Genomic DNA, 24,877 nt, shown 5'->3' with positions numbered 1-24,877 from the left:
CGCGGGGAGGCGCTGAATTCATGGCGGACATAACTGAGCTGGTTGCGGCCCTGCCCGACAAGACTCTGCTGCTTCTCGACGACGACGCGCCGCTGCGGACACGGCTGGGTCGAGCCCTGGAGCAGAGGGGGTTCGAGGTGACCCTGGCCGCCTCAGTGGCCGAGGCCCTGGCGCTGCTGCGGGCCCACGCCCCGGCCCATGCGGTGCTGGACATGCGGCTTGACGACGGCACGGGCCTGAAGGTGGTCGAGGCCGTGCGCGACGCCCGGCCCGAGGCCAAGATCATCATGCTCACCGGCTACGGCAATATCGCCACCGCCGTGGCGGCGGTGAAGGCCGGAGTCGTGGACTATCTGTCCAAGCCGGCCGACGCCGACGACGTGGCCCGCGCCCTGCTGGCCGCCAAGGACGCCGCGCCGACGCCGCCGGAAAATCCGATGAGCGCCGACCGGGTGCGGTGGGAGCATATCCAGCGGGTCTATGAAATGTGCGGCCACAATGTCTCCGAGACGGCGCGCCGCCTCAACATGCACCGGCGCACCCTGCAGCGCATCCTGGCCAAGCGCGCGCCGCGATAGGCGGCAGCTTCCCTCTCCCCTTGCGGGAGAGGGTGGCCTTGCGGGAGAGGGTGGCCCGCAAAGCGGGCCGGGTGAGGGGTCTCGCGGACCTTTCCGGACAGGCCTTACGACCCCTCATCCGTCGCCTGTGGCGACACCTTCTCCCGCAAGGGGAGAAGGATTTTCTCGCGGTCACATCGCCGAGATGCCGCCGTCGACCTTGATCTCCGCGCCGGTCATGAACTTGCTCTCGTCGCTGGCCAGGTAAAGCACGGCGTTGGCGATGTCGTTGGGCTCGCCGATCCGGCCCAGCGGAACCTGCCGCGCCAGCTTGGCGTGGGCCTCTTCCTTGCCGAACCGCGCGGTGAAGCCATCCAGGATCGGCGTATCGATGAAGGTGGGGTGGATCGAGTTGGAGCGGATATCCAGCTTCATCTTGGCGCAATAGAGCGCGATGTTCTTGGACAGCAGCCAGACCGCCGCCTTGGAGGCGTTGTAGGCCGGCGAATTGCCGTTGGCGATCAGGCCGGCGATCGACGAGAGATTGATGATCGAGCCGGGCTGATGGGCCCGCATGTGGGTCAGGGCGTGCTTGGCGCCCAGGAACACCGAGTCGACATTGACCGACATCACCTTCTTCCAGAGCGCGAAGTCCAGGCTCTCGATGGGACCGTCGCCGCCGATGCCGGCGTTGTTGACCAGCACCGACAGGCCGCCCATGGCCTCCGTCGCTTGCTCGAGGACCGCGATCCACTCGTCTTCCTGGGTGACGTCCAGCTGGAAGGCGAAGGCCGTGCCGGCCCCATGGGCCGCATTGATCTCGTCGGCGACGGCCTGGGCGCCGGCCAGGTTGATGTCGGCCAGACTGACCTTGGCGCCCTGGCTGGCTAGCATCCTGCCGGCCGCCGCGCCCAGACCCTGGGCCCCGCCGGTGATGAAGGCCTTCTTGCCGGCGACCCGGCCCGTGTTCTGCGCCATTTGGCGTCCTCCCAGATTATTCAAACATTAGTTTGAACCGGATGGGCCGGGGGCGGAAGGGGGAAACGGTGGGTGCTGTGGGAGCGGCCGTCAGATGCTCCCCCTCCGGGGGAGCTGTCGCTGAGCGACTGAAGGGGCAGCGCCGGGGTGAGGTGAGTGGCGCTCTATCTGGGCCAGCGCCGCGCTGCCCCCTCCGGCCCTCCGGGCCACCTCCCCCAGAGGGGGAGGATCAGTGGCGCCAAGGCCCGCTCCCCGCCCTTTCCAGCCCATCGCTGTCCGCCTAACCCGCCGCCCCATCCATGAACCTGGCCAGCGTCACATCCAGATCGGTCACCCCATCGGCGTCATGGGTAGTCAGCAGCACCTCGACGCGGTTGTAGACATTGAACCATTCGGGATGGTGATCCAGCTTGTCGGCCATCAGGGCCACGCGGGTCATGAAGCCGAAGGCCGCATTGAAATCTGCGAACCTGAACGTCTTGGTGATCGCATCCTTCTCCGGCGCGGCGCTCCAGCCGGAGAGCTGGGCGATCGCGGCGGCGGCGCCGATCTTGGGGCGGGACATGGCGGCTCCTGAAACGAAGAGATCTCCGCCCTTCAGAACGCCAATCCGGTGGCCGCCGCAAGCTGCGCCAGGGCCTGATCTTCGCTGGAGACCTTGATCGCCGTCATGCCCAGGGCGGCGGCGGGTTTGCAGTTGATCCCCAGGTCGTCGAGATAGACGCAGTTTTCCGGCGCGACCTCGAGCGCTTCGCACATCATTAGATAGATGCGCGGATCGGGCTTGCGGACCCCGGCCTTGGAGCTTTCCAGCACCACCGCGAAATGACTCATGATCTCGGCGACGGCGGCGGCCTTCTGCGCGGTCGAGGCCATGCCCGCGCCGTGGCCCGTGGTGACATTGTTGGTGATGCAGCCCACCTTGAACCGCGCCTTACAGGCCAGCAGCGCCGCGCGAACACGAGGCCGCAGGTCGCCATAGAGCAGCGGCAAGACATCGGCGCCGCGCACCGCGTGACCCAACCGCGTCGCCTCCTCCAGGAACAGCGTATCGAAGGTGGCCGCGTCGATCTCCGAGCGCTCGAAGCGCGCCCAGGCGTTGACGTCGGGATCGGTGGAATTGACCCGGCGGATGAAGTCGGCCGGCAGGCCGCGCTCGGCCTCATAGCGTCGGAAAGCCTCGAAGGGCGAGGTGGTGAACACCCCGCCGAAATCCCAGATCACCGCCTCGATCGCCATGCCGCCCCTAAAACAGATGTTTGAACTCAGGCTAGGGCCGTCGCCCCCGGGAGGCAAGCGCCACCGCCCGGCTCGCCTGAGGGGCGAAGGGGCAAGCGGTTAACCTTTGTTAATGATTTGCTGGGGCCAGGAGCTTTCATGATTTTGTCCCGTCTATCTCTTTGCCTTGCCGCGGCGGCGAGCACGTTGATCGCCGGCGCCGCCGTCGCCGGCTCCGATCGCGGCCTGATGGGCGGTCCGCCCGTGTCGCGCCCGGGCCTGCCGCTGGATCCGGAGCTGCTGCCGCCCAACACCGCGCCGGGCGACTGCGTCACGCGCCGGGTCACCGGACCGGGCGGCGCCTATCGCTGGGAGCGGATCGAATGCGACGCCGAACGCGGCTGGAGCCAGTTCGACCAGTGGGGCTATGGCCGCCGCCCGCTCAACGTCGAAACCGCGCCCCCGCCGCCCGTCTATGCCGACCGCACCGAGCAGCGTCATGAAGCGGTCTTCGAAGACCGCCATGAATGGCGCTGGGACGATCAGCAGCGGCAAACCTATCCCCAGCTGGCCGAAACGCGGCCCGGCGCAGGGGCGCCGCGCGAGGATCGCTACGGTCCGCCGCGCCCCCAATGGACCGACTATCGCTATGCCGGCCGCGACGCGGGCGGCTATCTCGTCTGGCCCGGAAAACAGCCCTGACCGGCTCCGGGCTGGCGCCAGCCTTGCGGGAGGATTTCCCCGACGAACCAATTTGGGACGGGGGAACAACAAACACCATGCGCACGCCAACCAGGCCTTTCTTCAAACGCTATGAACTGATCGCCATCGCCGCCTTCGTGGTGGCCGCCATCGCCGTCAGCAGCCTGGGCCTCGTCTACTAGACGATCCTCCGGCGCCGGAATGGAACAGGATCGCCCCGCTCGCGCGTTGTGCACGGGTAACCGGAGATCCAGGTCCTGTCAGAACTCGCTGATTCAAAGCCGAAGCGCCCGCTGGGCGAACGCATCGGCGCGCGCTGGGCGCTGATTCCGCCCTCCGCCAAGCGGGGCGGACTGGCGGCCGTGACGCTGTTCATCGCGGTTGTCGGCGTCCTGCTCCTCTTCGACTGGAACTGGATGCGGGGCCCGATCGGCGGCCTCGCCTCCAGCCAGCTGGGCCGCAAGGTCGAGATCGTCGGCGATCTGCGGGTCCATCCCTGGTCGTTCTCGCCCAAGGTCGAGGCGCTGGACGTTCGCATCGGTCAGCCCGCCTGGGCCCTGAAAGCAGACCCCAAACTGCCGCCCATGGCCACGGCCCAGCGCCTGGCCGTGCAGTTCAAGCTGCTGCCGCTGTTCCGGGGGCAGGTGATCCTGCCGCTGTTGGCCGTCGACAGGCCGGACGTGCGCCTGCTGCGCGACAGCCAGGGCCAGGCCAACTGGTCGTTCGGGGCCAAGACGTCCGGGTCCAAGCCCCTCAAACTGCCGGCCATCCAGCACTTCATCATCAATGACGGCCACCTGCGGATCGACGACCGCCAGCGCGACGTGCTGTTCGAGGGGGCGGTGCGGTCCAATGAAACCGCCAGCCAGGACGGGCGCGGCCGGTTCGTCCTGCAGGGCGAGGGCCGGCTGAACCGCGCGCCCTTCTCGGCCAGGGTCACCGGCGGTCCGCTGCTGAACATCAGCCCCGATCGCCCCTATCCGTTCGAGGCCGAGATTTCGGCCGGCGCGACCCGGGTGTCGGCGCAGGGCTCGGTGACCCGGCCCTTCGACCTCAGCCGCTTTGTCACCGACCTGACGGTGTCGGGCTCCGATCTCAACCGCCTCTATGCCCTGACCGGCCTGACCCTGCCCAACACCCCGCCCTATCACGTGAGCGGCAAGCTGAGCCGCAAGGGCGGACGGTTCGATTTCAAGGCCATGAGCGGCAAGATCGGCGACAGCGACATCTCGGGCGACCTGTTCGTGCTGACCGACCGCGCGCGGCCCTATCTGGAGGCCAGGCTGCAGTCGCGGCGCCTCGACTTCGATGATCTGGGCAGCCTGGTCGGCGCCGCGCCGGCCACGAGCCAGGGCGAGACCGCCTCGGCCGACCAGAAAATCCAGGCCCGCCAGCGGGAACGCCTGCTGCCCGACGCCACCCTGCAGACCCAGCGGGTCCGGGCCATGGACGCCAAGGTCCAGTACCGCGCCCTGGCGGTGAACGCCCCGGGCTTCCCGCTGAAAAAGGTTCGCATGGACCTGACGCTCGACAAGGGCGTGCTGACGATGGATCCGATCGCCTTCACCTTCTCGGCCGGCGATCTGGCGGGCAAGGTGGTGCTGGACGCACGGCCCGACACGCCGCGCACGACCCTGGATCTGCGCCTCAGCAAGGCCAAGCTGGAAGACTTCATTCCGGTCCAGAGCGGCGGCAAGCCGATCATCGAGGGTCCGGTCATGGCGCGCATCAAGCTTTCGGGCGTGGGCGACAGCATCCACCGCGCGGCCTCGAACGCCAACGGGACCATGACCCTGGTTTCACCGCGCGGCCAGGTCCGCCAGGCCTTCGCCGAACTGCTGGGCGTCAATCTGTCCAAGGCCGTGCTGATGCTTTTGGCCAAGGACAAGAAGGAGACCAGCGTCCGCTGCGCGGTGGCCGACTTCACGGTCAAGAACGGCGTGGCGACCAGCACCACGCTCGTGGCCGACACCGGCGTGGTGCTGGTGCATGGCAAGGGCGAGATCAATCTTGCAACCGAGCGCATGAGCTTCCGCATCGACGGCGACAGCAAGCAGCCGCGCCTGCTGCGGCTGTTCGTGCCGATCACCGTCTCCGGCCCGTTCCTGTCGCCCAAGGTCGGGTTCGAGCCCGGCAAGGTGGTCGGCCAGGGGGGCGTCGCCGCGGCTCTGGCGACCCTGGTCAATCCGCTGGCCGCCCTGCTGCCGTTCGTCACCACGGGCGAGGCCAAGAACGCCGATTGCGAGGGCCTGGTCGCCGAGGCGCGGGGCCAGGGCGTGGCCGTCAAGGTGGGGCAGACCACCGCGACCCCGGCCAAGAAGTGAGGCTTGAAGCCGCGGCGAGAGCTGCGCTATAACGACGTTATCCAACCTCTAACGGTGGTTTTATGTCCGAGATTGTGTGCGAGGCCCGGGCCTAACAGGCTCCGAACCTCTGGTTCGTCAGTCGATCAGGCCCTGATCCGTCCGCAGCCCCTGCGGGCGCGACCTGTCGCGTCCGGCATCTGAAAGGAACAGGCCTCGCAAGGGCCTGTCGGGGTTTGCGTTCTTACGCCTCGATCCTCGGATTCAATCTCTTGAACATCTCCAAAGCGCAGCAACGCACGCTGCACGCGCTGGCGCAGGGCGCCAGCATCGCACTCGTCCGCGACGACCATGGCCGCATCATCGGCGCCGACTGCATCACCCGGGAGGGCTGGCGGCTCAGCGACTGCTCCCTGAGCGTCTTCAAGGCGCTGAAGAAGCGGCGGCTGATCGCCAGCAGCGGCGGCGGTCCCTATCGCATCACACGGGAGGGCGCGGTCAGTCTGCGGGCCCAGGCCGACAACCGGGTGACGATGCGCGCCTGGTGATTAGGCGGCCCGCTTCAGGAACAGGACGCGCGCGGCGCCATAGTCACGGGCGTCCAGCAGCGTGAAGCCGGGCGTGGCGGGCTCCGGCTCGCCGCGCCCGCGCTCGAACATCACGACCGCGCCGGGCTTGAGCCAGTCGTGGGCGACCATCTGCGCCAGGGCCTGCTCGCCCAGGCCCTTGGCGTAGGGCGGATCCAGGAAGGCGATGTCGAACGGCGCGCCGACGCTGGCGGGCGGCGCGCCCAGGTCGGTGGCGTCGCGACGATGCACGCGGGTGACGCCAAACAGCCCCATGGCGTCGATGTTCTCGCGGATCGCGCCGCGGGCCGGATCGGCCGTCTCGACGAACAGGCAAAAGCCCGCGCCGCGCGACAGGGCTTCCAGTCCCAGGGCGCCCGAGCCGGCGAACAGGTCCACGACCCGCGCGCCATGCAGGTCCGGCGCCCAGGCGGCGTGCTCGAGGATGTTGAACACCGCCTGCCGGGCGCGATCGGACGTGGGCCGCGTGGCGTCGCCGGGCGGGGCCGCGATGGCCTTGCCGCGGTACTGTCCCGAAACAATGCGCATCAGGCGGCGGCCTTGGCGGGCGGCAAGCGTGCGATCCACCGCCCGATCAGGACCATGCTGGCCACGGCAAGCCCCAAGAGCGGCAAGCCGATGACCGGCGAAACGATGCTGACCATCGTCAGAGCGCAGAACAGGCCAGGCGACAGCGCCAACCGCGCGACCAGGAACACCCCTTCGGCTGTCCGGAAAGGCTGGGCCAGTTTGCCGATGAAGGCCGCATAGGCCCAGACGGCGCCCATCGCGGCGCCGATGGCCGAGACCAGGCCGACATAGATGATGATCACGTCGAGATTGCCGCGCTCCCACAGCAGCTCGGCGCACAGCGGCGTCAGGCTGACCAGTCCCAGCACCACGAAGTTGAGCACGTCGAGCACGCCGTTGGCGGCTTTCAGGCGCGCAAAGATCCGGCGGTGCGTCATCCAGTAGATGCCGATCACCGCGAAACTGACGGCGAAAGCCTGCAGCTTGAACCGCATCAGATAGAAGAGTTCGCCAATGCCGCTCCAGTGCTCGGGCGGATGGATCTCGATGGCCAGCAAGGTGATGGCGATGGCGAACACCGCGTCCGAAAACAGGACCAGCCTGTGAAGGTGCGTATCGCCCGGATCGGTAGCGCTCATGATCATCCCCGAAAGTTCAAGGCCCTGTGTGCCGCTCTCTGCGGCAATCGGCAAGCGGGGCGCTTTACAAGCCGGCCGTCCCCCGGGCTTAGTCGCCTCTGGAACAGCAGGGGCATCGACAGGCGCGATGGCGATGGGGGCGATCTTCGGGGCGATGCGGGAGTCGAGAGTGTTCTCCGACCTCACCGCCTATGATCGCGACATCCGCCGTCTGGCTGTCGCCGCGCCCGTGGGCGTGCTGGCCGCCGCCGCCGCCGCCGTGCTGGGCGGCGCCTCGGCCTGCCTGCTGGTCATGGTGGTGATCAGCGGTCTGGACGGCGTGGAGGCCGCCGCGGGCCTGTTCGCGGCCCTGGACCAGCCCGCCCGCGCGGCGACCGACGGTCAGGCCTCGCTGTTCATCCTGGCGATCGTGGCCGGCGTCAACGGCGCCGCCGCCCTGGCCTTCGTGGCCGTGAGCGCGGGCCTGACCCATCGGCCGATCCGGCGCTATGCCACGATCACGCCCCCGTTTCGCATCGGCCCTGTGGTCGCCGGGCTGGTTCTGGTCGGCGCGGTGATGGCGGGCCTGATCGGACTGCTCGCCGGCCTGGGCGTCGCGACGCCGACCCCGCCGCTTCTGGCCCTCAGCCCGACCCTGGTCGGGCGCGTGATCTATGCCGGTTTCGCCATCATCCTGCTGGTGATCGCCGCCGGCGCAGAGGAACTGGTGTTCCGCGGCTGGCTGCTGAAACACACCGGCGCCTTCACCCGCAACCCGGCGGTGCTGATGGCCGTGAACGGCCTGCTGTTCGCGACCATCCATTTCGACCCCAACCTCGACGCGTTCCTGCTGCGCGCGGCCATGGGGGCAGGACTGACCTGGATGACCCTGCGCACCGGCGGGATCGAACTGGCCATCGGCGCGCATGCGGCCAACAACATCGTCATCCTGCTGCTGCTGCGACCGCTGTCGCTGCAGCCCGACACGCCGCACGGGTTCCAGGCCAGTTCGCTGGTCAGCGGACTGGCGATCGGCCTTGGCTATGCGGCCATAGCCGAGGCCGTGGTCCGCTGGCCGGTCGTCACCCGCTGGTTCGGCGGGCGCGATACGGCCGCGATCTAGCGCGGCGTCTTGGGACCCTTATAGGGACGCGGTCCGGCCGACTTGGTCTCGAAGGCCGGCGGCGCCGACCGGGCGGGCTTGCCGGGGGCGGGCTTGCCGGGGGCCGGCTTGCCCGTCGCCAACTTGCCCGTCGCCGACTTGGGCCCAGACTTGCCCGGAGACTTGCCCGGAGACTTGGCGAAAGGGCTGGCCTTCGCGAAAGGACTGGCCTTGGCGAACGGCTTGGCGCCGTCCCCGGCCGAACCCGCCGCCCGGGCGCCGAAGCTGGCGCCGGCGGCCGGCTTGGCGCCGCCCCGCGCCTTGGGATCCGGCTTGGGGCCGATCATCTTGGTCTCGATCGACTTGGGGGCGCGCTTGACCGGCTTGGCGCCGGCAATGACCACCTTCTTCTTCGGCTTGGCCCAGCCGGGCTTGTAGACCGGCTTTTCCTCGGTGCGGCCGCCGGGCTCGATCACCTTGGGCAGGGGCGCGGACTTGATGGCCCGGCGCTGCAGCTCGCCGCCCTTGGCGGTGCCCGGCGCGTGCAGCGGATCGGCCACGCCGATGAACTGCGGCTTGTCGCCGACGGGCATGTCTTCAGGCGCGATCAGGTCGGCCAGCAGTTCGCGGATCACCCGGGGACCGATCTCCTCGACCTGGCCCGGCATCAGGGTCGCCAGGGCGAACGGGCCGTAGGACAGACGGATCAGGCGATTGACCTTCAGGTCCAGGTGCTCGAGCACCCGGCGGATCTCGCGGTTCTTGCCCTCGGTCAGCGCGATGGTGATCCAGACGTTCTTGCCGCCGCCGGCCTTGTCCTGGGCCTTGTCGAGCTTGGCCTCGATGGAGCCGTAGCGGACCCCCTCGATGGTGACGCCGTCCTTCAGCCGGTCCAGACGGGCCTGGTCGGTATGGCCGAAGGCCCGAACGCGATAGCGGCGCACCCAGCCGTTGTTGGGCGCTTCCAGCTTGCGCGACAGCTCGCCGTCATTGGTCAGCAGCAGCAGGCCTTCGGAGTTCAGGTCCAGCCGGCCCACCGAGATCAGGCGCGGCAGCTCGCGCGGCAGGGCCTGGAACACCGTCGGGCGCTGCTTGGGATCGTTGTGGGTGGTCATCAGGCCGGTGGGCTTGTGATAGCGGAACATCCGCGTCGGCTCGCGCTCGGCCACCAGCTTGCCGTCGACGGTGAGGAAGTCGCCGGGTCCGACCTTGACCGCCGGGATCGTCAGCACCTTGCCGTTGATGGCCACGCGGCCCGCCTCGATCAGCCGTTCGACCTCGCGGCGCGAGGCGACGCCGGCGCGGGCCAGGGCCTTGGCGACGCGTTCGCCCGTCGACGGATCATCAAGGTCGCCGTCGTGGCCGGGATCATATAGGGGGTCGTGGGGCGTGCTGGTCATGGGGTCCTTCCAGGGGCGGGGCGCATCTCTCGATGGGCTTTTGGGCAAATGCGCACCGATCTTCCGCACGATCAAGACCAGCAGGCCTGGGACGAGCGCGCCATGGGCCTGGCGCTGGACGAAGCCCGCGCCGCCGCCGCGCGCGGCGAGACGCCGGTGGGCGCCGTGATCCTCGACCCGAAGACCGGCGAAATCCTCGGCGCGGCCGGCAATGGTCCGATCGCGGCCCATGACCCCACCGCCCATGCCGAGATCGCGGTGATGCGCCAGGTCGCCGCCCGGCTGGAAAACTATCGCCTGACCGACCTGACCCTGGTGGTGACCCTGGAGCCCTGCGCCATGTGCGCCGGGGCCATCAGCCATGCCCGCATCGGCCGGGTGGTGTTCGGGGCCGAAGACCCCAAGGGCGGGGCCGTCGTCCATGGCCCGCGCTTTTTCGCGCAACCCACCTGCCACTGGCGCCCAGAGGTGACCGGAGGGGTGCTGGCGGAGGAGAGCGCCGACCTGCTGCGCGGCTTTTTCCGCGCGCGACGGGCCAGGCCAAAAGCCTGACGCTCCACCCTGACGACGTCAGGCTGGAGATTCAGATCTTTGGTTTAACGCCTTGTCTTCACGCGAACCGGAACCCACTTCGCTCGACAAGGCCCTAGTTCATGAGCGCCGAGCCGAGCAGAACGCGGCTGCCGGGGCGGCCCAGAACCTTGTCGGCGGTCTTCTGAAGTTCCCGGGCCAGATAGTCGACATCCGGCGGGTCGCCGCGACGCATGCCCGCGGCATAGGTCATCAGCACCTGGGCGAAGGCGGCGCGCAGACGCGGTTGCGACAGCTGGGCCCGCTCCATCACCTTGGGGTCCTTGGCCTCGATGCCGGCCTCCAGGGTCAGCACCCCGCGGCGGCCGTCACGGCGGATGGCCACGGCGGTAAGAGGCTGCAGGGCGAAATAGGTGACCGGTGCGGCCTTCTCCTCCTTGGCGCCGTGGGCGCCGGCCAGCGCGGACGCGGGCGCGACCGAGACGGCGCAGGCCAGAACAAACGGAAGAAGGGTCAGGAGACGACGCATGAACCTTCAATACAGCGCCATGGTTGACGTCCTCTTTACGCCTCCGCGCGACAAAGGGAGGTCAACCATGAATCGCACCCTCGCGGATCTTCGCGGCGGAAAGCGTGAGGAGGCTGAACTTGGGTCGTTTTTCCCCGAAATCCATCGATCTGGACGGCAAGGTGATTCTGGTCACCGGCGGCACAGGATCGTTCGGACGTCGCTTCATCGAGACGGTCCTGAAGCTCTCCAAGCCGCGCAAGGTGATCATCTATTCGCGCGACGAATTGAAGCAGAGCGACATGCAGATGGAACTGCGCGAGCAGTTCGACGAAGCGACCTACGCCAAGCTTCGGTTCTTCCTCGGGGACGTGCGCGATCGTGAACGCCTGACCCTGGCCCTGCGCGGCGTGGACATCGTCATTCACGCGGCCGCCCTGAAACAGGTGCCGGCCGCCGAATACAATCCTTCCGAATGCATTCACACCAATGTTCTGGGCGCCGAGAACGTGGTCTGGGCCAGCCTGACCAATCACGTCAAACAGGTGGTGGCCCTGTCGACCGACAAGGCCTGCAATCCGATCAACCTGTACGGCGCGACCAAGCTGGCCTCGGACAAGACCTTCGTGGCGGCCAACAACCTGTCGGGCGACATCGGCACCCGGTTCGCCGTGGTTCGCTATGGCAATGTCGTGGGATCGCGCGGCAGCGTCGCGCCGCTGTATCAGCGCCTGCTGGCCAACGGCGCCACCGAACTGCCGATTACCGACGCGCGCATGACCCGGTTCTGGATCACCCTGAACGAAGGCGTCGATTTCGTGCTGTCGTCCCTGAACCTGATGCGCGGCGGCGAGATCTTCGTGCCCAAGATCCCGTCGATGAGCATGCCGGACCTGGTCAAGGCCATGGCCCCCGATGCGACGATCAAGGTCATCGGCATCCGTCCCGGCGAAAAGCTGCACGAGATGATGATCAGCGCCGACGACGCCCGGGCCACGGTCGAGCTCGCGGATCGCTACGTGATCGAACCCACCTTCGTGGAATATCCGCGCAAGCGCTTTGGTCCCGAAGACGGCGCCAAGCCGGCGGCCGAGGGCTTCTGCTACAGCAGCGACAATAATGACGACTGGCTGTCGGCCGAAGGGCTGCTGGCCATGCTGGGGGAAAAGGCGGGCTGATGGCGCCGGCGCCGCCCTTCCTGCCTTATGGCCGCCAGACCATCGAGGACGATGACGTGGCGGCGGTGGCCGAAGCCCTGCGCGCCGACTTCCTGACCACCGGCCCGACCGTCGAGGCCTTCGAAACCGCCTTCAGGCGCAAGGTCGGGGCCGACCACGCCATCGCCGTCGCCAACGGCACGGCCACCCTGCATCTGGCCATGCTGGCCCTGGGGGTCGGCGAGGGCGATGTCTGTATCGCCCCGTCAGTGACCTTTCTGGCGACCGCCAACTGCGCCCGCTATGTCGGGGCCGAGGTGGTGTTCGCCGATGTCGACCCCCGCTCCGGTCTGATGACGCCCGAGACCCTGGCCCAGGCCCTGGCCCGGGTGGGCGACCGGCCAGTGAAGGCGGTTTTGCCGGTGCATCTGCGCGGCGATGTCTGCGACCTGCCGGCCCTGGGCGCCATGGCCCATGCGGCCGGGGCGGTGCTGGTCGAGGACGCGCCCCACGCCCTGGGCTCGATCGCCACCTTCGACGGCGTCGACCATCCGGTCGGCGACGGCGCCTATTCGGCCTTCGCCAGCTTCTCGTTCCATCCGGTCAAGACCCTGGCCACCGGCGAGGGCGGCATGCTGACCACCAATGACGCCGGGTTGGCGGCGCGGGCCCGGTCGTTGCGCAGCCATGGCATGGTGCGGCCGCCGGGGTCGGATCCCTGGTGGTACGAGATGCCCGAGCTGGGCTTCAACTATCGTCTTCCCGACGTGCTGTGCGCCCTGGGTCTGTCTCAACTGGCCAAGCTGGATCGCTTCGTCGCCCGCCGCCGCGTCCTGACCGCGCGCTATGAGGCGCGTCTCGCCGACCTGTCGCCGCATGTTGAGCTGGCCCAGAGCCCTGACGGGTCGAACCCCGCCCTGCACCTGCTGACCGTGCTGATCGACTTCGAGGCCCTCGGGACCTCACGCGGGGCGACCGTCGAAGCCCTGAAGGCGGCCGGGATCGGCAGCCAGGTCCACTACATCCCGGTGCATCGACAGCCCTATTATGCGGCGCGCTATGGCGCTCTGGACCTGCCGGGCGCGGAGGCCTGGTATGACCGCTGCCTGACCCTGCCGCTCTATCCGGGCCTGGCCGACAGCGACGTCGACCGGGTGGTCGACACGCTGGCGCAGGTGCTGGGCCTCTAACCTAGAGCGCTGATCTGCACGACCGGCTGAATGTCGGTGAAGTTGGCGACGTCGGCCAGCACGGCCGGCGCATGGGGCCCGCCCATGGACGCCTGCAAGGCCTCGGCGTCGCGGAACGTCAGATGCGCCATGGCGACATAGGGCGCGGGACCGCCGTCGCCGGCCGTCAGCCCCTTGAACACCTGAACACCGGTCAGGCCCGTGGCGCTGAACGCTTCCCTCACCAGCGGGATATGGGTGGCGTCGTAATAGGCCTGATCGAACCGCGCGCCCTCGGCGGCGGGATACAGCACACTGAAGATGATCATGGGGCCTCCTCGAGCGCCGCAGCGGCGTCCTTCCGGAGGAAACTAGGCGCCCGAGCGGGAAACCGCTAGGCCGCCGCCTTTTGCTGCATCAGGCTTTTCAGCAGTTCCAGGGTCGCCGGTGACGCGGCGATTTCCTCGCGGGCCTCGGGCAGGCGCGCCAGCTTCAGAGCCTCCATGCGGGCCCGATCGGCCACGGGACCGGTGGGCCCGGCCTCGCCCATGGCCAGCTTGGCCAGCAGCGCCAGCCGGTGGACCAGCGGCGCCGGGGCCCGGACCAGCATGGTCAGCAGACGGCTGTCGATCTCGACCTGGGAGCCCAGCTCGCCGAGCTTGGCGCACAGGGGTTCGTAGTCTTCGACGACCAGACCCGATCGCTTGACGGTGCGCTGCAGCGCCGCCAGGGCGGCCAGCTTTGAGGCCGGCGAGTCAGGACTCTGGCGCAGCTCCTTCTCGAACCGCAGGGCGGTGACATTGGCGCTCAGCCAGCGGGCGGCGTGGCGCTTGTTGACCGCGCCCATGACGTTCTCGGTCAGGCGAATGAGGATTCCGACCTCCTCGCGCGCCGAGCGGTCGCGCCCCAGCAGGGCCTCGATGAACTCGCCGTTGAGCAGGGTCTTGGAGCGGGTGGTGAAGGCGGCCTGGATCTCTTCCGGCGGCAGGATACGGCCGGCGGCGGCCGTCAGACTCATGGCCAGGGCGCGCAGATATTCAATTTCGGCCTCGGCGTCGGTCGGCTTGAGCCGGCGCACGCCGTTCAGTTCGGTCAGAACCCGCTTGGCGATCGATCGGCGCACCGGGGCGAAGTGATCGCCGCCCAGCCAGTCGCTGAGACGCTTGGCGGTGCCGGACAGCTCGGGCATGCAGTTGCGAACCTGGGCTTGCATGCTGATCAGGGCCTCGACCTGGGCGCCGCCCGTCAGGCGGGTCATGGCCGCCAAGGTCGAACCCAGATCATCGGCCGTGCCCAGCAGATCGGCCATGCCGGCCCGCGAGCCGATGATCTCGGCCAGGGGTTGTTCGATGGCCTGCAGGGCCAGGGCGCGGGGGCCCGGCTCGGTGGGGGCCGCATCGGCGAGGTCCAGCAAACGGGCGATCTTGGCCGACCAGCTGCCGGCGGGCGCGATCGAGGCGGCGACGCCGGCCCCCAGCAGGAAGGCGCGATCCGGATCGGTGGCCAGACGCGTCGCGGCCTTGGCGAAGCCTTCCTTGTCGAGGTCCGGCAGTTGGCCCTTCTTGAAGGCCTTCATCAGATTGGCGACCGAGCGCTCGACCAGACCCTGGAACGTGCGGATCAGTTCGTGGACCGAAACGCCGCGCGCTTCAGCCTCGGGAATGGCGATCTTTTGCAGGGCGTGCTGCAGGTCGGTGCCGGAGGCTTCCAGCTTTTCAACCAGATCAGGACGGTGAAGCAGTTCGAACGGCGTCGCGTTGTGTCGCGCCAACCAGCCCTCGAGCAACCGACCGATGCGGTCGCGGGCGTGGGCGGTGTAGAGATCAGCCGGCTGGACGCACAGCGGGTCCAGATTCTCGACTTCCTTCTTCGGCTTGCCGCCGTCGACCATGCCCTTGGTGAAGATGGCGATGGAACGATATTCGCCACTGGCCGCGTCCAGGGTCTCCTTGCTGACCCGTACGGCGACGGCGCGACCGGAGACCAGCGCCTCCTCGGCGTTCTGCAGGGCGGTCACGCGGACCTCGGAGGCCATCTCAAGCGTCCACGGTGCGCCGACCTTGCGGCGCACGAAAAGCTCGTAATGGACAGGACTGCTCATGGACAACGGACTCCCCGAGATCCGGTTATGGGATACAAGACCTTAAAACGAGGTTGAAGCGTCAACCGATTGCTCAACCAGACCGCTTGAAGACCTTCGGCCGCAATCGCGCCACGCTGGGGCCGCAAAGCTTGAGCAAAGCATGAGCTTGACCGCCAAGCGCGACGCGTTGTCGCAAGGGCGGGCGAACGATAGGATCGCGCGAGCGTCGGAAGCGTTGTAGCCAAGGTGCGAGCGGCTTCGGCGGCCGCCCCGCCGAAGATGTTTGAAGACGCGCCTGTTTTCCGGTTCAGACGAACCCTTTGAACAGGCCCGACTCTAGGGTGAAGGACAAGACGGGCTCCATGGCCGCTATTACGCTGATAGACGACGACGAGAACATCGTGGCCTCGGTCTCGCTGGCCCTTGAAAGCCACGGCCATACGGTCAAGGCCTACTATGACGGCGCCTCGGGCCTTGAGGCCGTCGAGAGCCAGGCGCCCGATCTGGTAATTCTGGACGTCAAGATGCCCCGCATGGACGGCATGGAAGTGCTGCGCCGCCTGCGCCAGACCTCCGAGATCCCGGTGATCATGCTGACCTCGAAGGATGACGAGATCGACGAGATCCTCGGCTTCAACCTCGGGGCCGACGACTACATGCACAAGCCGTTCAGCCAGCGCCTGCTGCTGGAACGGGTGAAGGCCGTCCTGCGCCGGGCCCGCCCCGAGGACGAAGAGCCCTCGATCGCCGCCGGCCTGGCGGGCTCCAAGATGATGAAGCGCGGCAAGCTCACGCTTGACCCTGCCCGTCACGACAGCCTGTGGGACGGCAAGCCGGTGCGCCTGACGGTCACCGAGTTCCTGCTGCTGCAGTCCCTGGCCCAGCGCCCCGGCTTCGTGAAGAGCCGCGACAACCTGATGGACGCCGCCTACGACGATCAGGTCTATGTCGACGACCGCACGATCGACAGCCACATCAAGCGGATGCGCAAGAAGTTCCGCCAGGTCGATCCTGAATTCGATTCCATCGAGACCCTGTACGGCGTTGGCTACCGTTATCGCGAAGTCTGAGGCCGGCGCGCCCCGTCGTCGCTGGTCGTGGCCGCGTGGGTCACGACTGGGGCGGCTGATCATTGGGCTCAACGTGCTGGCGCTGGCGATCCTGGTGATCGGCGCGCTGGTGCTCAATGAGCTGCGCAGCGGACTGATCAACGCCAAGATCGACAGCCTGACCACCCAGGGCGAGCTGATCGCCCGGGTGATCGACGAAGGCGCCACCGAGGGGGATCCCGAGCCCGCCCTCAACCCCGCCGTGGCGAGCAACCTCCTGCAGGTGCTGTTCATCCCGCGCTCGCAGCGGGCGCGTCTGTTTGACGCCCAAGGCAAGGTGCTGGCCGACAGCTTCGTGGTCGCTGATCGCGTGGAATGGAAAGTGCTGCCGCCGGCGCGAAAGCCCGGCCAGCAGGACACGGGCGAGCGCACCGATCCGGCGACCCAGGCCAAGCTCGACCGCGCGTACAAGGCCCTGTCTGACGAAGTGGCCAAGGCGCTGCAGGGCTCGATGGTGGCCGGCACGCGGATGTCGGAAAGCGGCGAACGCGTCGTCTCGGTGTCGATCCCCATTCAGCATGTGCGGGCCGTGCTGGGCGTGCTGACCCTGGAGGCGGGCGACGTCGATTCGATCATCGCCGCCCAGCGCCTGGCCCTGTTGCCCTTCATCCTGGTGGCGATCACCGCCACCCTGATCTCCTCGGTGCTGCTGCACCGCCTGATCGCCGACCCGGTCAAGCGCCTGGCGCGGGCCGCCGACCGCGTCCGGCTGGAGGGCGCGCGCGCCATCTCCCTGCCCGACATCGCCCGTCGCCAGGACGAGATCGGCGACCTCTCGCGGGCGCTGGAAGAAATGACCCATTCGCTCTCCGAGCGCATGGACGGCATCGAGCGCTTCGCCGCCGACGTCGCCCACGAGATCAAGAACCCCCTGACCTCGATCCGCTCGGCCATCGAGACCCTGGACCTGGTGTCCGATCCCGTGGCCCGGGCCCGGCTGCTGTCGATCCTGCAAAACGACGTCAACCGGCTGGACCGGCTGGTCACCGACATCTCCAACGCCTCGCGCCTGGACGCCGAGCTGTCGCGCGAATCGCCCAAGGCCCTGGACCTGGCCAAGCTGCTGGCCGAGGTCGCCAGCCTCTATGAGGCCCAACTGCGCCCCGGCGACGCGCCCGGCAGCGTGCGGGTTTCGGTCTCCACCGGCGACCTCCATGCGGCGGCGCGGCTGATGGCCCGCGAGACGCCGATCGGCCAGGTGTTCCGCAACCTGATCGACAACGCCCGCTCGTTCAGCCCCGCCGAGGGCGAGGTGCGGGTCGTCCTGACCCGGACGCGCGGCCGACTGATCACCACGATCGACGATGACGGCCCGGGCATCCCGCCCGAAAATCTCGAGACCATCTTCGAGCGCTTCTACACCTCACGCCCCAAGGGCCGCGCGTTCGGCGGCAATTCGGGCCTGGGCCTGTCCATCGCCCGCCAGATTGTCGAGGCGCACGGCGGCGGGCTGACGGCGGAGAATCGGCGGGATGCGAGCGGCGGGGTCATCGGGGCCCGCTTCACGGTCGACCTGCCGGAATCGCGGGCGTGATTCGCCACGCCGGCCTGATCGCCCTGCGCCTGGCGGGTCGCTGGCGCGGCGTTCTGATCGAAGGCCCGTCCGGCGTGGGCAAGAGCGATCTGGCCCTGCGCGCCCTGTCAGCCGGCTTTCACCTGGTCGCCGACGACCGCGTTCTGGTGTTCGTCTCAGGGGGCCGGCTCTATGGCAAGCCGCCCGCCGCCCTGGCGGGTTTGCTGGAAATCCGGGGCCTGGGCGTTATGCCCCGCCCGGCGCTGGACTTTTGCGAGGTGACGATGATCGCCCGCTGCGTCGGGACGCCGGCGGCGGTCGAACGCCTGCCTGAGCCCCGATTCGAGGCCCTACTCGACGTGCGTGTTCCCGTTTTCGACCTGTGGCCGCCAGAACCCGCCGCGCCGTTGAAAATAAGACACATGCTGGAGCATCTTGGAGTCCCTCTCTAACGAGCGTATCAAGTCCGCCCGTGCGGCTCCTCCCGGCCGCATCGGGCAGTGGGGATCCCGGTTGAGACATCTGGCATGATCGGGCTCGTGATCGTAACGCACGGGCGTCTGGCGGACGAATTCGTCTCCGCCATGGAACATGTGGTCGGACCACAGACCGCCGTTGTGGCGATCTGCATCGGTCCGGAAGACGACATGGAACGCCGCCGCACGGACATTCTGAAGGCCTGCGCCGCTGTCGACAGCGGTCAGGGCGTGATCCTGCTGACCGACATGTTCGGCGGCACACCCAGCAACCTGGCCATCTCGGTGATGGAGCAGACCAAGGCCGAGGTTATCGCGGGCCTGAACCTGCCCATGCTGATCAAGCTGGCCAGCGTGCGCCAGCGCGAGACCCTGCAGGTCTGCGTCGCCCACGCCCAGGAGGCTGGACGAAAATATATCTCCGTGGCCTCCTACGTGCTCGCGGGAGAAAAATGAGTCGCATGGCGGCGAGAACGGTCGAGATCGTCAACGAACGGGGCTTGCACGCCCGGGCTTCGGCCAAGTTCGTGAAGATGGCGGCCGGCTTCGACGCCGAGGTGACGGTCAGCCGCGACGGCGCCAGCGTCGACGCCCGCTCGATCATGGGCCTGATGATGCTGGCCGCCGGCATCGGCTCCACCATCGACATCGCCGCCGAAGGCCCCGAAGCCGAAGCCGCCGTGACGGCGCTTTGCGACCTGGTGGCCAACCGGTTCGACGAAGAGCGCTAAAGCATCGTGCCTGGATGATGGGAAGGTCTGCCGTCGGGCTGTGAGGTCCGCTCACAAGCCTGGGCAAACGCTGAGAAAGTCCCCCCCTCGCCCGTTTTTCATCCGTCTCCCCGGCGAAGGCCGGGGCCCAGATTCAGCCTGAGCGTCTGGGGATGATGCGCCTTCTGACCTGGCCAGGCGCAATAGGCTCTCGGGGTTCGATCTGGGCCCCGGCCTTCGCCGGGGAGAACGGGTAAGGGTCAGGCCCAACCTTTCAATCGTCATTCCCGCCCTTGTGGCGGGAACCCCTGGTTCAGCTGACGCGTGAGACGCCAGCGAAGGGCGCGCGCCCTTCGCCCCTCCCGCCCCTGCGGCCGATAGAGGGGTTCCCGCCACAAGGGCGGGAATGACGGCGGAGAAGGGGGATAGACGGCGCTCAATCCCCGGCGTTCAAACCTGCCGTATTCTAATCCCACCTCGTCGCACGGGAAGGGCGCAAGGCCAGCGACCATTGCGGCGGCGGGGTGTGGTCGAGCGGGAAGCTCAATCGATGGCGGGAAGAGCGCCTTGTGCTCTGGGCCGCCAACCTCGTGGTTCTCTGGCGGCGGTCGGCCGTGGAACACTAAAACGACGTGGCCACGAGGGTCGGGCGAGCAGCAGGCGGGCTGAAAGGTCCGCAGTCCAGGCGAGAGTCGCTCTCTGGCCTGCCCGTCGGAGGCGTGGAGGGCCAGGCGCGAACACCGCCGAGCCGGACGCGCTTTTGGATAACGGCTGCGCGGAGCGGACGGCTTCGTCGAAACGGCATTTTTCTCACTCATCCGGGCGAGGCCCGGACGCTCCGCAGCCCTTCCCATCCCCTCAGCGGTGATCCGCGTGAGGCGGCGCAGCGGTGTGCGCCGCCCGGACGCCAAATCCGGAGCCCCTCAATCGCCCAGCATCTCCTCCACCCACGCCGCCACCTTCTCGCTGGCCGGGCCGTAGAGCCGACGATCAAAGGCGTGGGCGTTGTCCGAGCGGTTCAGGTTGATCTCGCAGGTGGCGATGCCCAGGGCCCTGGCCTCGGCGACGAAGCCGGCGGCCGGATAGACCGATCCAGACGTGCCGATGGCCACGAACAGGTCGGCCTCCTCCAGGGCCTGGTTGATCGCGTCCATGTGCATCGGCAGTTCGCCAAACCACACGACATGGGGCCGGCAGGTTCCGACCGCGCCGCATTCGGCGCAGGCCTGGCCGGCGGTCAGCGGGCCAGGGTCGGGCCAGTGACCCGAGCACAGGGTGCAGGCGGTGACGTTCAGCTCGCCATGCATGTGAACCACCCGCGCGCCGCCGGCCTTTTCGTGCAGGTCGTCGACATTCTGGGTGCACAGGAACACCGAGCCGCCCAGGGCGGTCATCTCGCGCTCCAGCCGGGCCAGGGCGATATGGGCGGCGTTGGGGGCGGCGATCTGCAGGATCTTGCGCCGGGCCGAATAGAACGCGCGCACCCGGGCCGGGTCGCGGGCGAAGCCTTCGGGCGTGGCCAGCTGGGCCAGGTCGTTCTGGGTCCACAGGCCCTCGGCGTCGCGGAAGGTGGACAGGCCGCTCTCGGCCGAGATCCCCGCCCCGGTCAGCACGAACAGATTCAGCGGTTCGGCCATGCGACTCTCCCGACGGCAGGGTCGCCCTGCAAACTTGACGCGGCCGTCATTTTTAATTTGACCCCTCCGGGAGATTGAGTGGACAGTGTTTAGAGCGTTGAAGGCCCGCGCAAGACGGACCTCGACCCGGGACGACAGGAGAGGAACCGCCATGACGGACACCAACATCACCAAGGACGCCATGTACGACGCGGTGGCGCCGGACGACTTCGAGTCGATGCTCGAACTGGACCGCTACAACAATCGCTCCCCGGCCTTCGACAAGATCATCTCCGCGACCCATGACCATTTCTGGGACCCGCTGGACAAGGCCTATATCGATTTCGACGAGCCGTTCGACATGGAAAACCAGGCCCTGGTGCCCGAGGATCTCGTGATCGCCCTGTCGACCGACTATGTGTCCGATCACCTGTCCGATCCCAAGACCCGCATCCGCTTCATCAACCAGTCGGTGCTGCGCAGCTTCTCGTCGATCCTGCATGGCGAGCAGGGGGCGCTGAACCTGTCGGCCAGCCTGTGCCATGTGCTGAAAGACCAGGGCGCGCAGGAATACGCCGCCAACCAGACCCGCGAAGAGGCCCGCCACGTCACGGCCTTCGCCAAATATATCAAGGCCCGCTGGGGGCGCCCGGTCGAGTGCGGCCCGGCCCTGAAGACCCTGCTGGTCGAGATCATCGGCGCGCCCGAGGTCTATAAAAAGATCATCGGCATGCAGATGCTGGTCGAGGGCCTGGCCATGGGCGCCTTCGCCACCTTCTACACCCAGATCAACGACCCGGTCGGCAAGAAGATGCTGCAGCTGGTGATGACCGACGAGGCCTTCCACCACAAGTTCGGCAAGATCTGGGCCGACCGAACGGTGCCCAAGCTGAGCCCCGAGGAGCACGCGATCATCGAGGACTGGGCGGCGCACTGCTTCCAGACCCTGCTGTTCAACCTCGTCTCGCCGCACCAGCAGCTGGACCTCTATGCCGAGTTCGGCCTGGATCCCGACAAGGTGGTCGAGGAGTACGGGAAGATCATGACCGACGACGTGCGTCGCGAGGCCATGAAGGAGCAGACCAACATCTTCCGCGTACTGGTCAAGACTCTGCTGAACGCCGGCATCATCACCGACCGCACCAAGGCCTTCTACGCCATGTATGTGGATATCGAGGAGCTGCGCGGCGAAGGCGACCGGATGGTCGGCGACGACATCGCCGAGGAAGGCATCCGCCACCTGCAGGCCATCAACTTCAAGAACCGTCCGGTCAATGCGGTCAGCATCGCCGCCGAATAGGCCTTGCCATCACCTTGCGACACGCCGCCCGCCGGAACACCGGCGGGCGGTTTGCGTTTGAGTCCCCTTGTAGGCAAGGTTTTCAGATGCGCCATTCGACCCCGATCCTGATCGCTGCGGCCCTGAGCGTCTCGATGACGGGCGCAGCCCTGGCCGCCGCCCACCCGCCGGCCAAGCCGGTCTCGGCCGCCTTCTACACCGGCAAATGGTACGAGATCGCCCGCACCCCCAATGCCGGCCAAAGCGACTGCGAGGCGGCGACCACCCAGTTCACGACCACCGACTCAAACGGCTTCAAGGTGCTGCAGATCTGCCGCAAGGGCTCGGCCTCGGGCCCGGCCAAGACCTTCAACACCACAGGCAAGATCGTCGACGGCGCGCCCGCCAACGCCAAGTTCTCGATGAGCTTCCTGGGCGGGCTGAAAAAGCAGGAATACTGGGTGCTGGACCGCGCCGCCGACCAGTCCTGGGCGATCATGGCCACGCCGGGCGGCAACTATGTCTGGCTGCTGTCGCGGCAGGCGAACATGGAGCCAGCCGCCCAGGCCCGCGCTCTGGCGCGGGTCAAGGCCCTGGGCTACGCCAAGCTTGAGTTTCCCCAGCAGCCGCCCACGTGAGATCCCCGATGAAACCCGTTCTCGCCCTCTCCGTCCTCAGCGTGCTGCTCAGCGCCTGCATCGCCGGTCCCAGCGGCAACCCCTCGCCGCCGCAGCCGGCCAAGGCGGTCGATCTCGATCGTTATCTGGGACGCTGGTACGAGATCGCCCGCTACGACATGCGCTTCGAGAAGGGCTGCGAAGGCGTCACCGCCGACTATTCCAAACGTCCCGACGGCCTGATCCGCGTGGTCAACACCTGCCATCAGGGCGCGGTCGACGGTCCGGTCAAGGTCAGCGAGGGCAAGGCCAAGGTGGTGGATACGGCCACCAACGCCAAGCTGAAGGTCTCGTTCTTCGGTCCGTTCTGGGGCGACTACTGGGTCATGGACCATGCCGAGGACTACAGCTGGTCGATCGTCGGCGAGGGCTCGGGCAAGTATCTGTGGCTGCTCACCCGCAAGCCCCCCAGCGACCTGGAGCGCGAAGCCCTGACCGCCAGGGCCAAGGCCCTGGGCTATGACGTCTCGATGCTCCGCCCGACCCGGCAGCCCGCGCCCTAGGGGCGCTTACCCGACCAGACCAGGTAGCCGTTGGCGTCGCGGCCGGCGTACTGGTCATCCGCCGTCCGCGACCGCGCGGGCGGCGCCTCGTAGGGTCGGGCATAGCTGTATTCCACGACGGCTTGCCGATCGCCGCGATCCTCGCGCCATTCGGGCGGCGGCGGCCTTGGCGCCTCGTACCGCACCGGCGCATGCCTTTCGAGCGGCAGCGGCAGCGGCAGCGGCAGCGGCCGCGACGCGACGGCGATCGGCGCGGCGTACGCTCGTCGAGGGGCGTCCTGCTCGTAGGAGACCTGCCGGTCGTCAGCCCGCCACAGCGCCTGGGTCGCGTTCACGAACTGCGCGGTGCAGACGTCGGCGGCCATCTGGAACTGCACCTTCAGGTGCTCGGCCTGATTGTCGAGCAGATAGGCGCGGCTTGCTCGCTCGGCCTTGGGCGTCGACCAGGCGCAATGATCTCTGACGACCAGAGCCTGGTTGGGAATGTCCAGCACCGAGAGATCGGCGCGGTAGCCCACCGTGTACTTGGTCCATTGCCCGCGGATCAGCGACCACATGAACTTGCGCTTGGTGCTTTCGACATCCACCAGATAGCGGCCAGGCGGCGGGCTCTTGGCCAAGGCCCTGCGCGATACGCCTGCAAGGTCGATGGGCCCCTCGGCGACATCGACTCCGCGACGGGCGGCGATCTCGCTGGCCACGGCGAAGGCGATATCGTCCTGCGGATCGCGGACGTCATATTCCCGGGCGATGCCGCCGCCGTCGACGCGGTCGGCCACGAAGCCGACCACGGCGCCGAACGCGAAGTTGCGGGAGGACGATCCGGCGACCAAAGGCTGCGGCTTGCGCGCCGAATAGGCGATCGTCTCGTCCTGGGGCGCGGCGAGCGCCGGGGCCGCCGTCAGGCTAGCCAAGGCCGCAAAAGCCAAACCAATATTTCTCACCACTTCCCCTCCAACGCATACGCTGAAGCTTGAGTTATTGCGCCGAAAGGTTGTGGTCAAAGCGTCGCCCGTCGAGGGCGAGAGGCCCTCGCCCGCCGGGACGCTATTTAACCTTGATCCGCGAACAAAGCTGGAACAGGATCGCGCCATGGACGTCGTAATCGACCTGCGCCCATCGCGGCCGGAGACCACCGACGCGGTCACGCGAGGGGCCGCGCGCTTCCTGGTGAGCCTGGGCTATGCGCCCCTGGCCGAGGTCACCCTGCCCAATGGCCGACGGGCCGACCTGATGGCGCTGGGCCCCAAGGGCGACATCCTGATCGTCGAGGTCAAGTCGGGGCTGGAGGACTTCCGGATCGACCGCAAATGGCCCGAATACGCCCCCTACTGCGACGCCTTCTATTTCGCGGTCGCGCCGCATTTCCCGGACGGGATCCTGCCCGAGGAGCCGGGGATGATCGTCGCCGACGCCTTTGGCGGGGCGGTGATCCGCGAGGCGCCGGTCGCGCCGCTGGCCCCGGCTCGCCGCAAGGCCCTGACCCTGGCCTTCGCGCGGCTGGGGGCCATGCGGGCCGCAGGCGTCAAGGCCGATCAGCTCTAACGCCATCGCCGGCTCGCACGCCGGGAA

The 24,877-nt window shown here is 67.9% G+C and carries 29 protein-coding genes and 1 pseudogene; 18 read left to right on the top strand and 12 right to left on the bottom strand.

Translation table 11 applies throughout. From position 1 onward, the window contains the following. Positions 1-20: 20 nt before the first annotated feature. The gene (locus ACW18B_RS04550; protein ID WP_492049914.1) at positions 21-578 is read left to right on the top strand and encodes an ActR/PrrA/RegA family redox response regulator transcription factor; all 558 of its coding nucleotides are present in this window, start codon (positions 21-23) and stop codon (positions 576-578) included. Between the two features lie 171 nt (positions 579-749). On the opposite strand, the gene ACW18B_RS04545 is transcribed toward ACW18B_RS04550, so the two are convergent. The 3 genes from ACW18B_RS04545 to ACW18B_RS04535 all read right to left on the bottom strand — a co-directional run bounded on the left by ACW18B_RS04545 (position 750) and on the right by ACW18B_RS04535 (position 2,774). After that, a complete protein-coding gene (locus tag ACW18B_RS04545) occupies positions 750-1,535 on the bottom strand; it encodes an SDR family oxidoreductase (protein ID WP_492049912.1) in 786 nt (261 codons plus the stop codon). A 280-nt stretch (positions 1,536-1,815) separates the two neighbouring features. Next, positions 1,816-2,100: a 4a-hydroxytetrahydrobiopterin dehydratase gene (locus ACW18B_RS04540; RefSeq protein WP_492049910.1), complete on the bottom strand. Its 285-nt coding sequence runs from the start codon at positions 2,098-2,100 to the stop codon at positions 1,816-1,818. 32 nt (positions 2,101-2,132) lie between these two features. Further along, positions 2,133-2,774, bottom strand: a complete 642-nt coding sequence (locus tag ACW18B_RS04535) for an HAD-IA family hydrolase (RefSeq protein WP_492049908.1) — start codon at positions 2,772-2,774, stop codon at positions 2,133-2,135. Between the two features lie 186 nt (positions 2,775-2,960). Here ACW18B_RS04535 and ACW18B_RS04530 point away from each other — a divergent pair, with 186 nt between their 5' ends. The 4 genes from ACW18B_RS04530 (at position 2,961) to ACW18B_RS04515 (ending at position 6,306) form a co-directional block, all read left to right on the top strand. After that, positions 2,961-3,455, top strand: coding sequence for a hypothetical protein (locus tag ACW18B_RS04530; RefSeq protein ID WP_492049907.1), 495 nt, complete (start codon positions 2,961-2,963; stop codon positions 3,453-3,455). 77 nt (positions 3,456-3,532) lie between these two features. Beyond that, positions 3,533-3,637, top strand: a complete 105-nt coding sequence (locus tag ACW18B_RS04525; RefSeq protein WP_492049905.1) for a hypothetical protein — start codon at positions 3,533-3,535, stop codon at positions 3,635-3,637. Positions 3,638-3,817: 180 nt separating this feature from the next. After that, complete coding sequence (locus ACW18B_RS04520) at positions 3,818-5,779, top strand: AsmA family protein (protein ID WP_492049903.1); 1,962 nt, start codon at positions 3,818-3,820, stop codon at positions 5,777-5,779. 251 nt (positions 5,780-6,030) lie between these two features. Next, the gene (locus ACW18B_RS04515) at positions 6,031-6,306 is read left to right on the top strand and encodes a YjhX family toxin (RefSeq protein WP_492049901.1); all 276 of its coding nucleotides are present in this window, start codon (positions 6,031-6,033) and stop codon (positions 6,304-6,306) included. Here ACW18B_RS04515 and rsmD read toward each other — a convergent pair whose 3' ends face one another. Together rsmD and ACW18B_RS04505 are read right to left on the bottom strand one after the other, a co-directional pair. Further along, positions 6,307-6,873 (bottom strand): 16S rRNA (guanine(966)-N(2))-methyltransferase RsmD, encoded by a 567-nt coding sequence (gene rsmD / locus ACW18B_RS04510; RefSeq protein ID WP_492049899.1) that lies wholly within the window; start codon positions 6,871-6,873, stop codon positions 6,307-6,309. Next, positions 6,873-7,493, bottom strand: coding sequence for a TMEM175 family protein (locus tag ACW18B_RS04505; RefSeq protein WP_492049897.1), 621 nt, complete (start codon positions 7,491-7,493; stop codon positions 6,873-6,875). The genes rsmD and ACW18B_RS04505 overlap by 1 nt, the downstream gene beginning before the upstream one ends. A gap of 169 nt (positions 7,494-7,662) precedes the next feature. Between ACW18B_RS04505 and ACW18B_RS04500 the strand changes: the two genes are divergently transcribed. After that, positions 7,663-8,595: a CPBP family intramembrane glutamic endopeptidase gene (locus ACW18B_RS04500; RefSeq protein WP_492049895.1), complete on the top strand. Its 933-nt coding sequence runs from the start codon at positions 7,663-7,665 to the stop codon at positions 8,593-8,595. Here the strand turns inward: ACW18B_RS04500 and ACW18B_RS04495 are convergent. Beyond that, positions 8,592-9,974 carry a pseudouridine synthase gene (locus ACW18B_RS04495; protein WP_492049893.1) on the bottom strand — a complete coding sequence of 461 codons (1,383 nt, stop codon included), beginning with the start codon at positions 9,972-9,974 and terminating at the stop codon, positions 8,592-8,594. The two genes, ACW18B_RS04500 and ACW18B_RS04495, sit on opposite strands and share 4 nt — an antisense overlap. Before the next feature lie 48 nt (positions 9,975-10,022). Here ACW18B_RS04495 and tadA point away from each other — a divergent pair, with 48 nt between their 5' ends. Next, a complete protein-coding gene (gene tadA / locus ACW18B_RS04490) occupies positions 10,023-10,526 on the top strand; it encodes a tRNA adenosine(34) deaminase TadA (RefSeq protein WP_492049891.1) in 504 nt (167 codons plus the stop codon). Positions 10,527-10,620: 94 nt separating this feature from the next. Here tadA and ACW18B_RS04485 read toward each other — a convergent pair whose 3' ends face one another. After that, positions 10,621-11,034, bottom strand: a complete 414-nt coding sequence (locus ACW18B_RS04485) for a hypothetical protein (RefSeq protein WP_492049889.1) — start codon at positions 11,032-11,034, stop codon at positions 10,621-10,623. Between the two features lie 119 nt (positions 11,035-11,153). On the opposite strand from ACW18B_RS04485, the gene pseB reads away from it, so the two are divergent. Then, complete coding sequence (gene pseB / locus ACW18B_RS04480; protein ID WP_492049887.1) at positions 11,154-12,191, top strand: UDP-N-acetylglucosamine 4,6-dehydratase (inverting); 1,038 nt, start codon at positions 11,154-11,156, stop codon at positions 12,189-12,191. Then, entirely contained in the window at positions 12,191-13,360 is a 1,170-nt protein-coding gene (gene pseC, locus ACW18B_RS04475) for a UDP-4-amino-4,6-dideoxy-N-acetyl-beta-L-altrosamine transaminase (protein ID WP_492049885.1), read from the top strand. Before pseB ends, pseC begins: the two co-directional genes overlap by 1 nt. Here pseC and ACW18B_RS04470 read toward each other — a convergent pair. Both ACW18B_RS04470 and ACW18B_RS04465 read right to left on the bottom strand, forming a co-directional pair. Further along, positions 13,357-13,668, bottom strand: a complete 312-nt coding sequence (locus ACW18B_RS04470; protein ID WP_492049884.1) for an EthD family reductase — start codon at positions 13,666-13,668, stop codon at positions 13,357-13,359. The two genes, pseC and ACW18B_RS04470, sit on opposite strands and share 4 nt — an antisense overlap. A gap of 65 nt (positions 13,669-13,733) precedes the next feature. Then, positions 13,734-15,440 (bottom strand): hypothetical protein, encoded by a 1,707-nt coding sequence (locus tag ACW18B_RS04465; RefSeq protein WP_492049882.1) that lies wholly within the window; start codon positions 15,438-15,440, stop codon positions 13,734-13,736. A gap of 344 nt (positions 15,441-15,784) precedes the next feature. Here ACW18B_RS04465 and chvI point away from each other — a divergent pair, with 344 nt between their 5' ends. The 5 genes from chvI (at position 15,785) to ACW18B_RS04440 (ending at position 19,251) form a co-directional block, all read left to right on the top strand. Further along, positions 15,785-16,492, top strand: a complete 708-nt coding sequence (gene chvI / locus ACW18B_RS04460; RefSeq protein ID WP_492049880.1) for a two-component response regulator ChvI — start codon at positions 15,785-15,787, stop codon at positions 16,490-16,492. Then, positions 16,467-18,065, top strand: a complete 1,599-nt coding sequence (gene chvG / locus ACW18B_RS04455; RefSeq protein ID WP_492049878.1) for a two-component sensor histidine kinase ChvG — start codon at positions 16,467-16,469, stop codon at positions 18,063-18,065. Before chvI ends, chvG begins: the two co-directional genes overlap by 26 nt. Further along, positions 18,062-18,496, top strand: coding sequence for an HPr kinase/phosphorylase (locus ACW18B_RS04450; protein ID WP_492049876.1), 435 nt, complete (start codon positions 18,062-18,064; stop codon positions 18,494-18,496). Before chvG ends, ACW18B_RS04450 begins: the two co-directional genes overlap by 4 nt. Positions 18,497-18,571: 75 nt before the next feature. Beyond that, positions 18,572-18,976: a PTS sugar transporter subunit IIA gene (locus tag ACW18B_RS04445; protein ID WP_492049874.1), complete on the top strand. Its 405-nt coding sequence runs from the start codon at positions 18,572-18,574 to the stop codon at positions 18,974-18,976. Further along, positions 18,973-19,251: an HPr family phosphocarrier protein gene (locus tag ACW18B_RS04440; RefSeq protein ID WP_492049872.1), complete on the top strand. Its 279-nt coding sequence runs from the start codon at positions 18,973-18,975 to the stop codon at positions 19,249-19,251. The genes ACW18B_RS04445 and ACW18B_RS04440 overlap by 4 nt, the downstream gene beginning before the upstream one ends. Positions 19,252-19,680: 429 nt before the next feature. Here ACW18B_RS04440 and ACW18B_RS04435 read toward each other — a convergent pair. Beyond that, positions 19,681-20,084 (bottom strand): annotated as a pseudogene (locus tag ACW18B_RS04435) (hypothetical protein). A gap of 69 nt (positions 20,085-20,153) precedes the next feature. Beyond that, entirely contained in the window at positions 20,154-20,867 is a 714-nt protein-coding gene (locus ACW18B_RS04430; protein WP_492049871.1) for an NAD-dependent deacylase, read from the bottom strand. A gap of 151 nt (positions 20,868-21,018) precedes the next feature. On the opposite strand from ACW18B_RS04430, the gene ACW18B_RS04425 reads away from it, so the two are divergent. From ACW18B_RS04425 to ACW18B_RS04415, 3 genes are all read left to right on the top strand, one after another. Then, complete coding sequence (locus tag ACW18B_RS04425) at positions 21,019-22,146, top strand: ferritin-like domain-containing protein (RefSeq protein ID WP_492049870.1); 1,128 nt, start codon at positions 21,019-21,021, stop codon at positions 22,144-22,146. Between the two features lie 86 nt (positions 22,147-22,232). Continuing rightward, a complete protein-coding gene (locus ACW18B_RS04420; protein WP_492049868.1) occupies positions 22,233-22,763 on the top strand; it encodes a lipocalin family protein in 531 nt (176 codons plus the stop codon). Between the two features lie 8 nt (positions 22,764-22,771). Continuing rightward, the gene (locus ACW18B_RS04415) at positions 22,772-23,305 is read left to right on the top strand and encodes a lipocalin family protein (protein ID WP_492049866.1); all 534 of its coding nucleotides are present in this window, start codon (positions 22,772-22,774) and stop codon (positions 23,303-23,305) included. On the opposite strand, the gene ACW18B_RS04410 is transcribed toward ACW18B_RS04415, so the two are convergent. Then, positions 23,302-24,219, bottom strand: a complete 918-nt coding sequence (locus ACW18B_RS04410; RefSeq protein ID WP_492049864.1) for a hypothetical protein — start codon at positions 24,217-24,219, stop codon at positions 23,302-23,304. The two genes, ACW18B_RS04415 and ACW18B_RS04410, sit on opposite strands and share 4 nt — an antisense overlap. A 178-nt stretch (positions 24,220-24,397) precedes the next feature. Between ACW18B_RS04410 and mmcB the strand changes: the two genes are divergently transcribed. Continuing rightward, positions 24,398-24,850 (top strand): DNA repair putative endonuclease MmcB, encoded by a 453-nt coding sequence (mmcB, locus tag ACW18B_RS04405; protein ID WP_492049863.1) that lies wholly within the window; start codon positions 24,398-24,400, stop codon positions 24,848-24,850. Positions 24,851-24,877: the final 27 nt, after the last annotated feature.

This window comes from Caulobacter sp. FV2ps19 (assembly GCF_058681035.1).
This window is presented reverse-complemented; position numbering and strand designations above follow the sequence as displayed.

Coding starts and splice junctions, on each gene's coding strand:
- ACW18B_RS04470 (WP_492049884.1), bottom strand. CDS start 13,668: ATGATCATCTTCAGTGTGCTGTATCCCGCCGCCGAGGGCGCGCGGTTC.
- ACW18B_RS04485 (WP_492049889.1), bottom strand. CDS start 11,034: ATGCGTCGTCTCCTGACCCTTCTTCCGTTTGTTCTGGCCTGCGCCGTC.
- tadA (WP_492049891.1), top strand. CDS start 10,023: ATGCGCACCGATCTTCCGCACGATCAAGACCAGCAGGCCTGGGACGAG.
- ACW18B_RS04440 (WP_492049872.1), top strand. CDS start 18,973: ATGAGTCGCATGGCGGCGAGAACGGTCGAGATCGTCAACGAACGGGGC.
- pseC (WP_492049885.1), top strand. CDS start 12,191: ATGGCGCCGGCGCCGCCCTTCCTGCCTTATGGCCGCCAGACCATCGAG.
- ACW18B_RS04535 (WP_492049908.1), bottom strand. CDS start 2,774: ATGGCGATCGAGGCGGTGATCTGGGATTTCGGCGGGGTGTTCACCACC.
- ACW18B_RS04545 (WP_492049912.1), bottom strand. CDS start 1,535: ATGGCGCAGAACACGGGCCGGGTCGCCGGCAAGAAGGCCTTCATCACC.
- ACW18B_RS04425 (WP_492049870.1), top strand. CDS start 21,019: ATGACGGACACCAACATCACCAAGGACGCCATGTACGACGCGGTGGCG.
- ACW18B_RS04505 (WP_492049897.1), bottom strand. CDS start 7,493: ATGAGCGCTACCGATCCGGGCGATACGCACCTTCACAGGCTGGTCCTG.
- ACW18B_RS04540 (WP_492049910.1), bottom strand. CDS start 2,100: ATGTCCCGCCCCAAGATCGGCGCCGCCGCCGCGATCGCCCAGCTCTCC.
- ACW18B_RS04495 (WP_492049893.1), bottom strand. CDS start 9,974: ATGACCAGCACGCCCCACGACCCCCTATATGATCCCGGCCACGACGGC.
- ACW18B_RS04415 (WP_492049866.1), top strand. CDS start 22,772: ATGAAACCCGTTCTCGCCCTCTCCGTCCTCAGCGTGCTGCTCAGCGCC.
- mmcB (WP_492049863.1), top strand. CDS start 24,398: ATGGACGTCGTAATCGACCTGCGCCCATCGCGGCCGGAGACCACCGAC.
- rsmD (WP_492049899.1), bottom strand. CDS start 6,873: ATGCGCATTGTTTCGGGACAGTACCGCGGCAAGGCCATCGCGGCCCCG.
- ACW18B_RS04430 (WP_492049871.1), bottom strand. CDS start 20,867: ATGGCCGAACCGCTGAATCTGTTCGTGCTGACCGGGGCGGGGATCTCG.
- ACW18B_RS04550 (WP_492049914.1), top strand. CDS start 21: ATGGCGGACATAACTGAGCTGGTTGCGGCCCTGCCCGACAAGACTCTG.
- ACW18B_RS04445 (WP_492049874.1), top strand. CDS start 18,572: ATGATCGGGCTCGTGATCGTAACGCACGGGCGTCTGGCGGACGAATTC.
- ACW18B_RS04525 (WP_492049905.1), top strand. CDS start 3,533: ATGCGCACGCCAACCAGGCCTTTCTTCAAACGCTATGAACTGATCGCC.
- ACW18B_RS04420 (WP_492049868.1), top strand. CDS start 22,233: ATGCGCCATTCGACCCCGATCCTGATCGCTGCGGCCCTGAGCGTCTCG.
- ACW18B_RS04465 (WP_492049882.1), bottom strand. CDS start 15,440: ATGAGCAGTCCTGTCCATTACGAGCTTTTCGTGCGCCGCAAGGTCGGC.
- chvI (WP_492049880.1), top strand. CDS start 15,785: ATGGCCGCTATTACGCTGATAGACGACGACGAGAACATCGTGGCCTCG.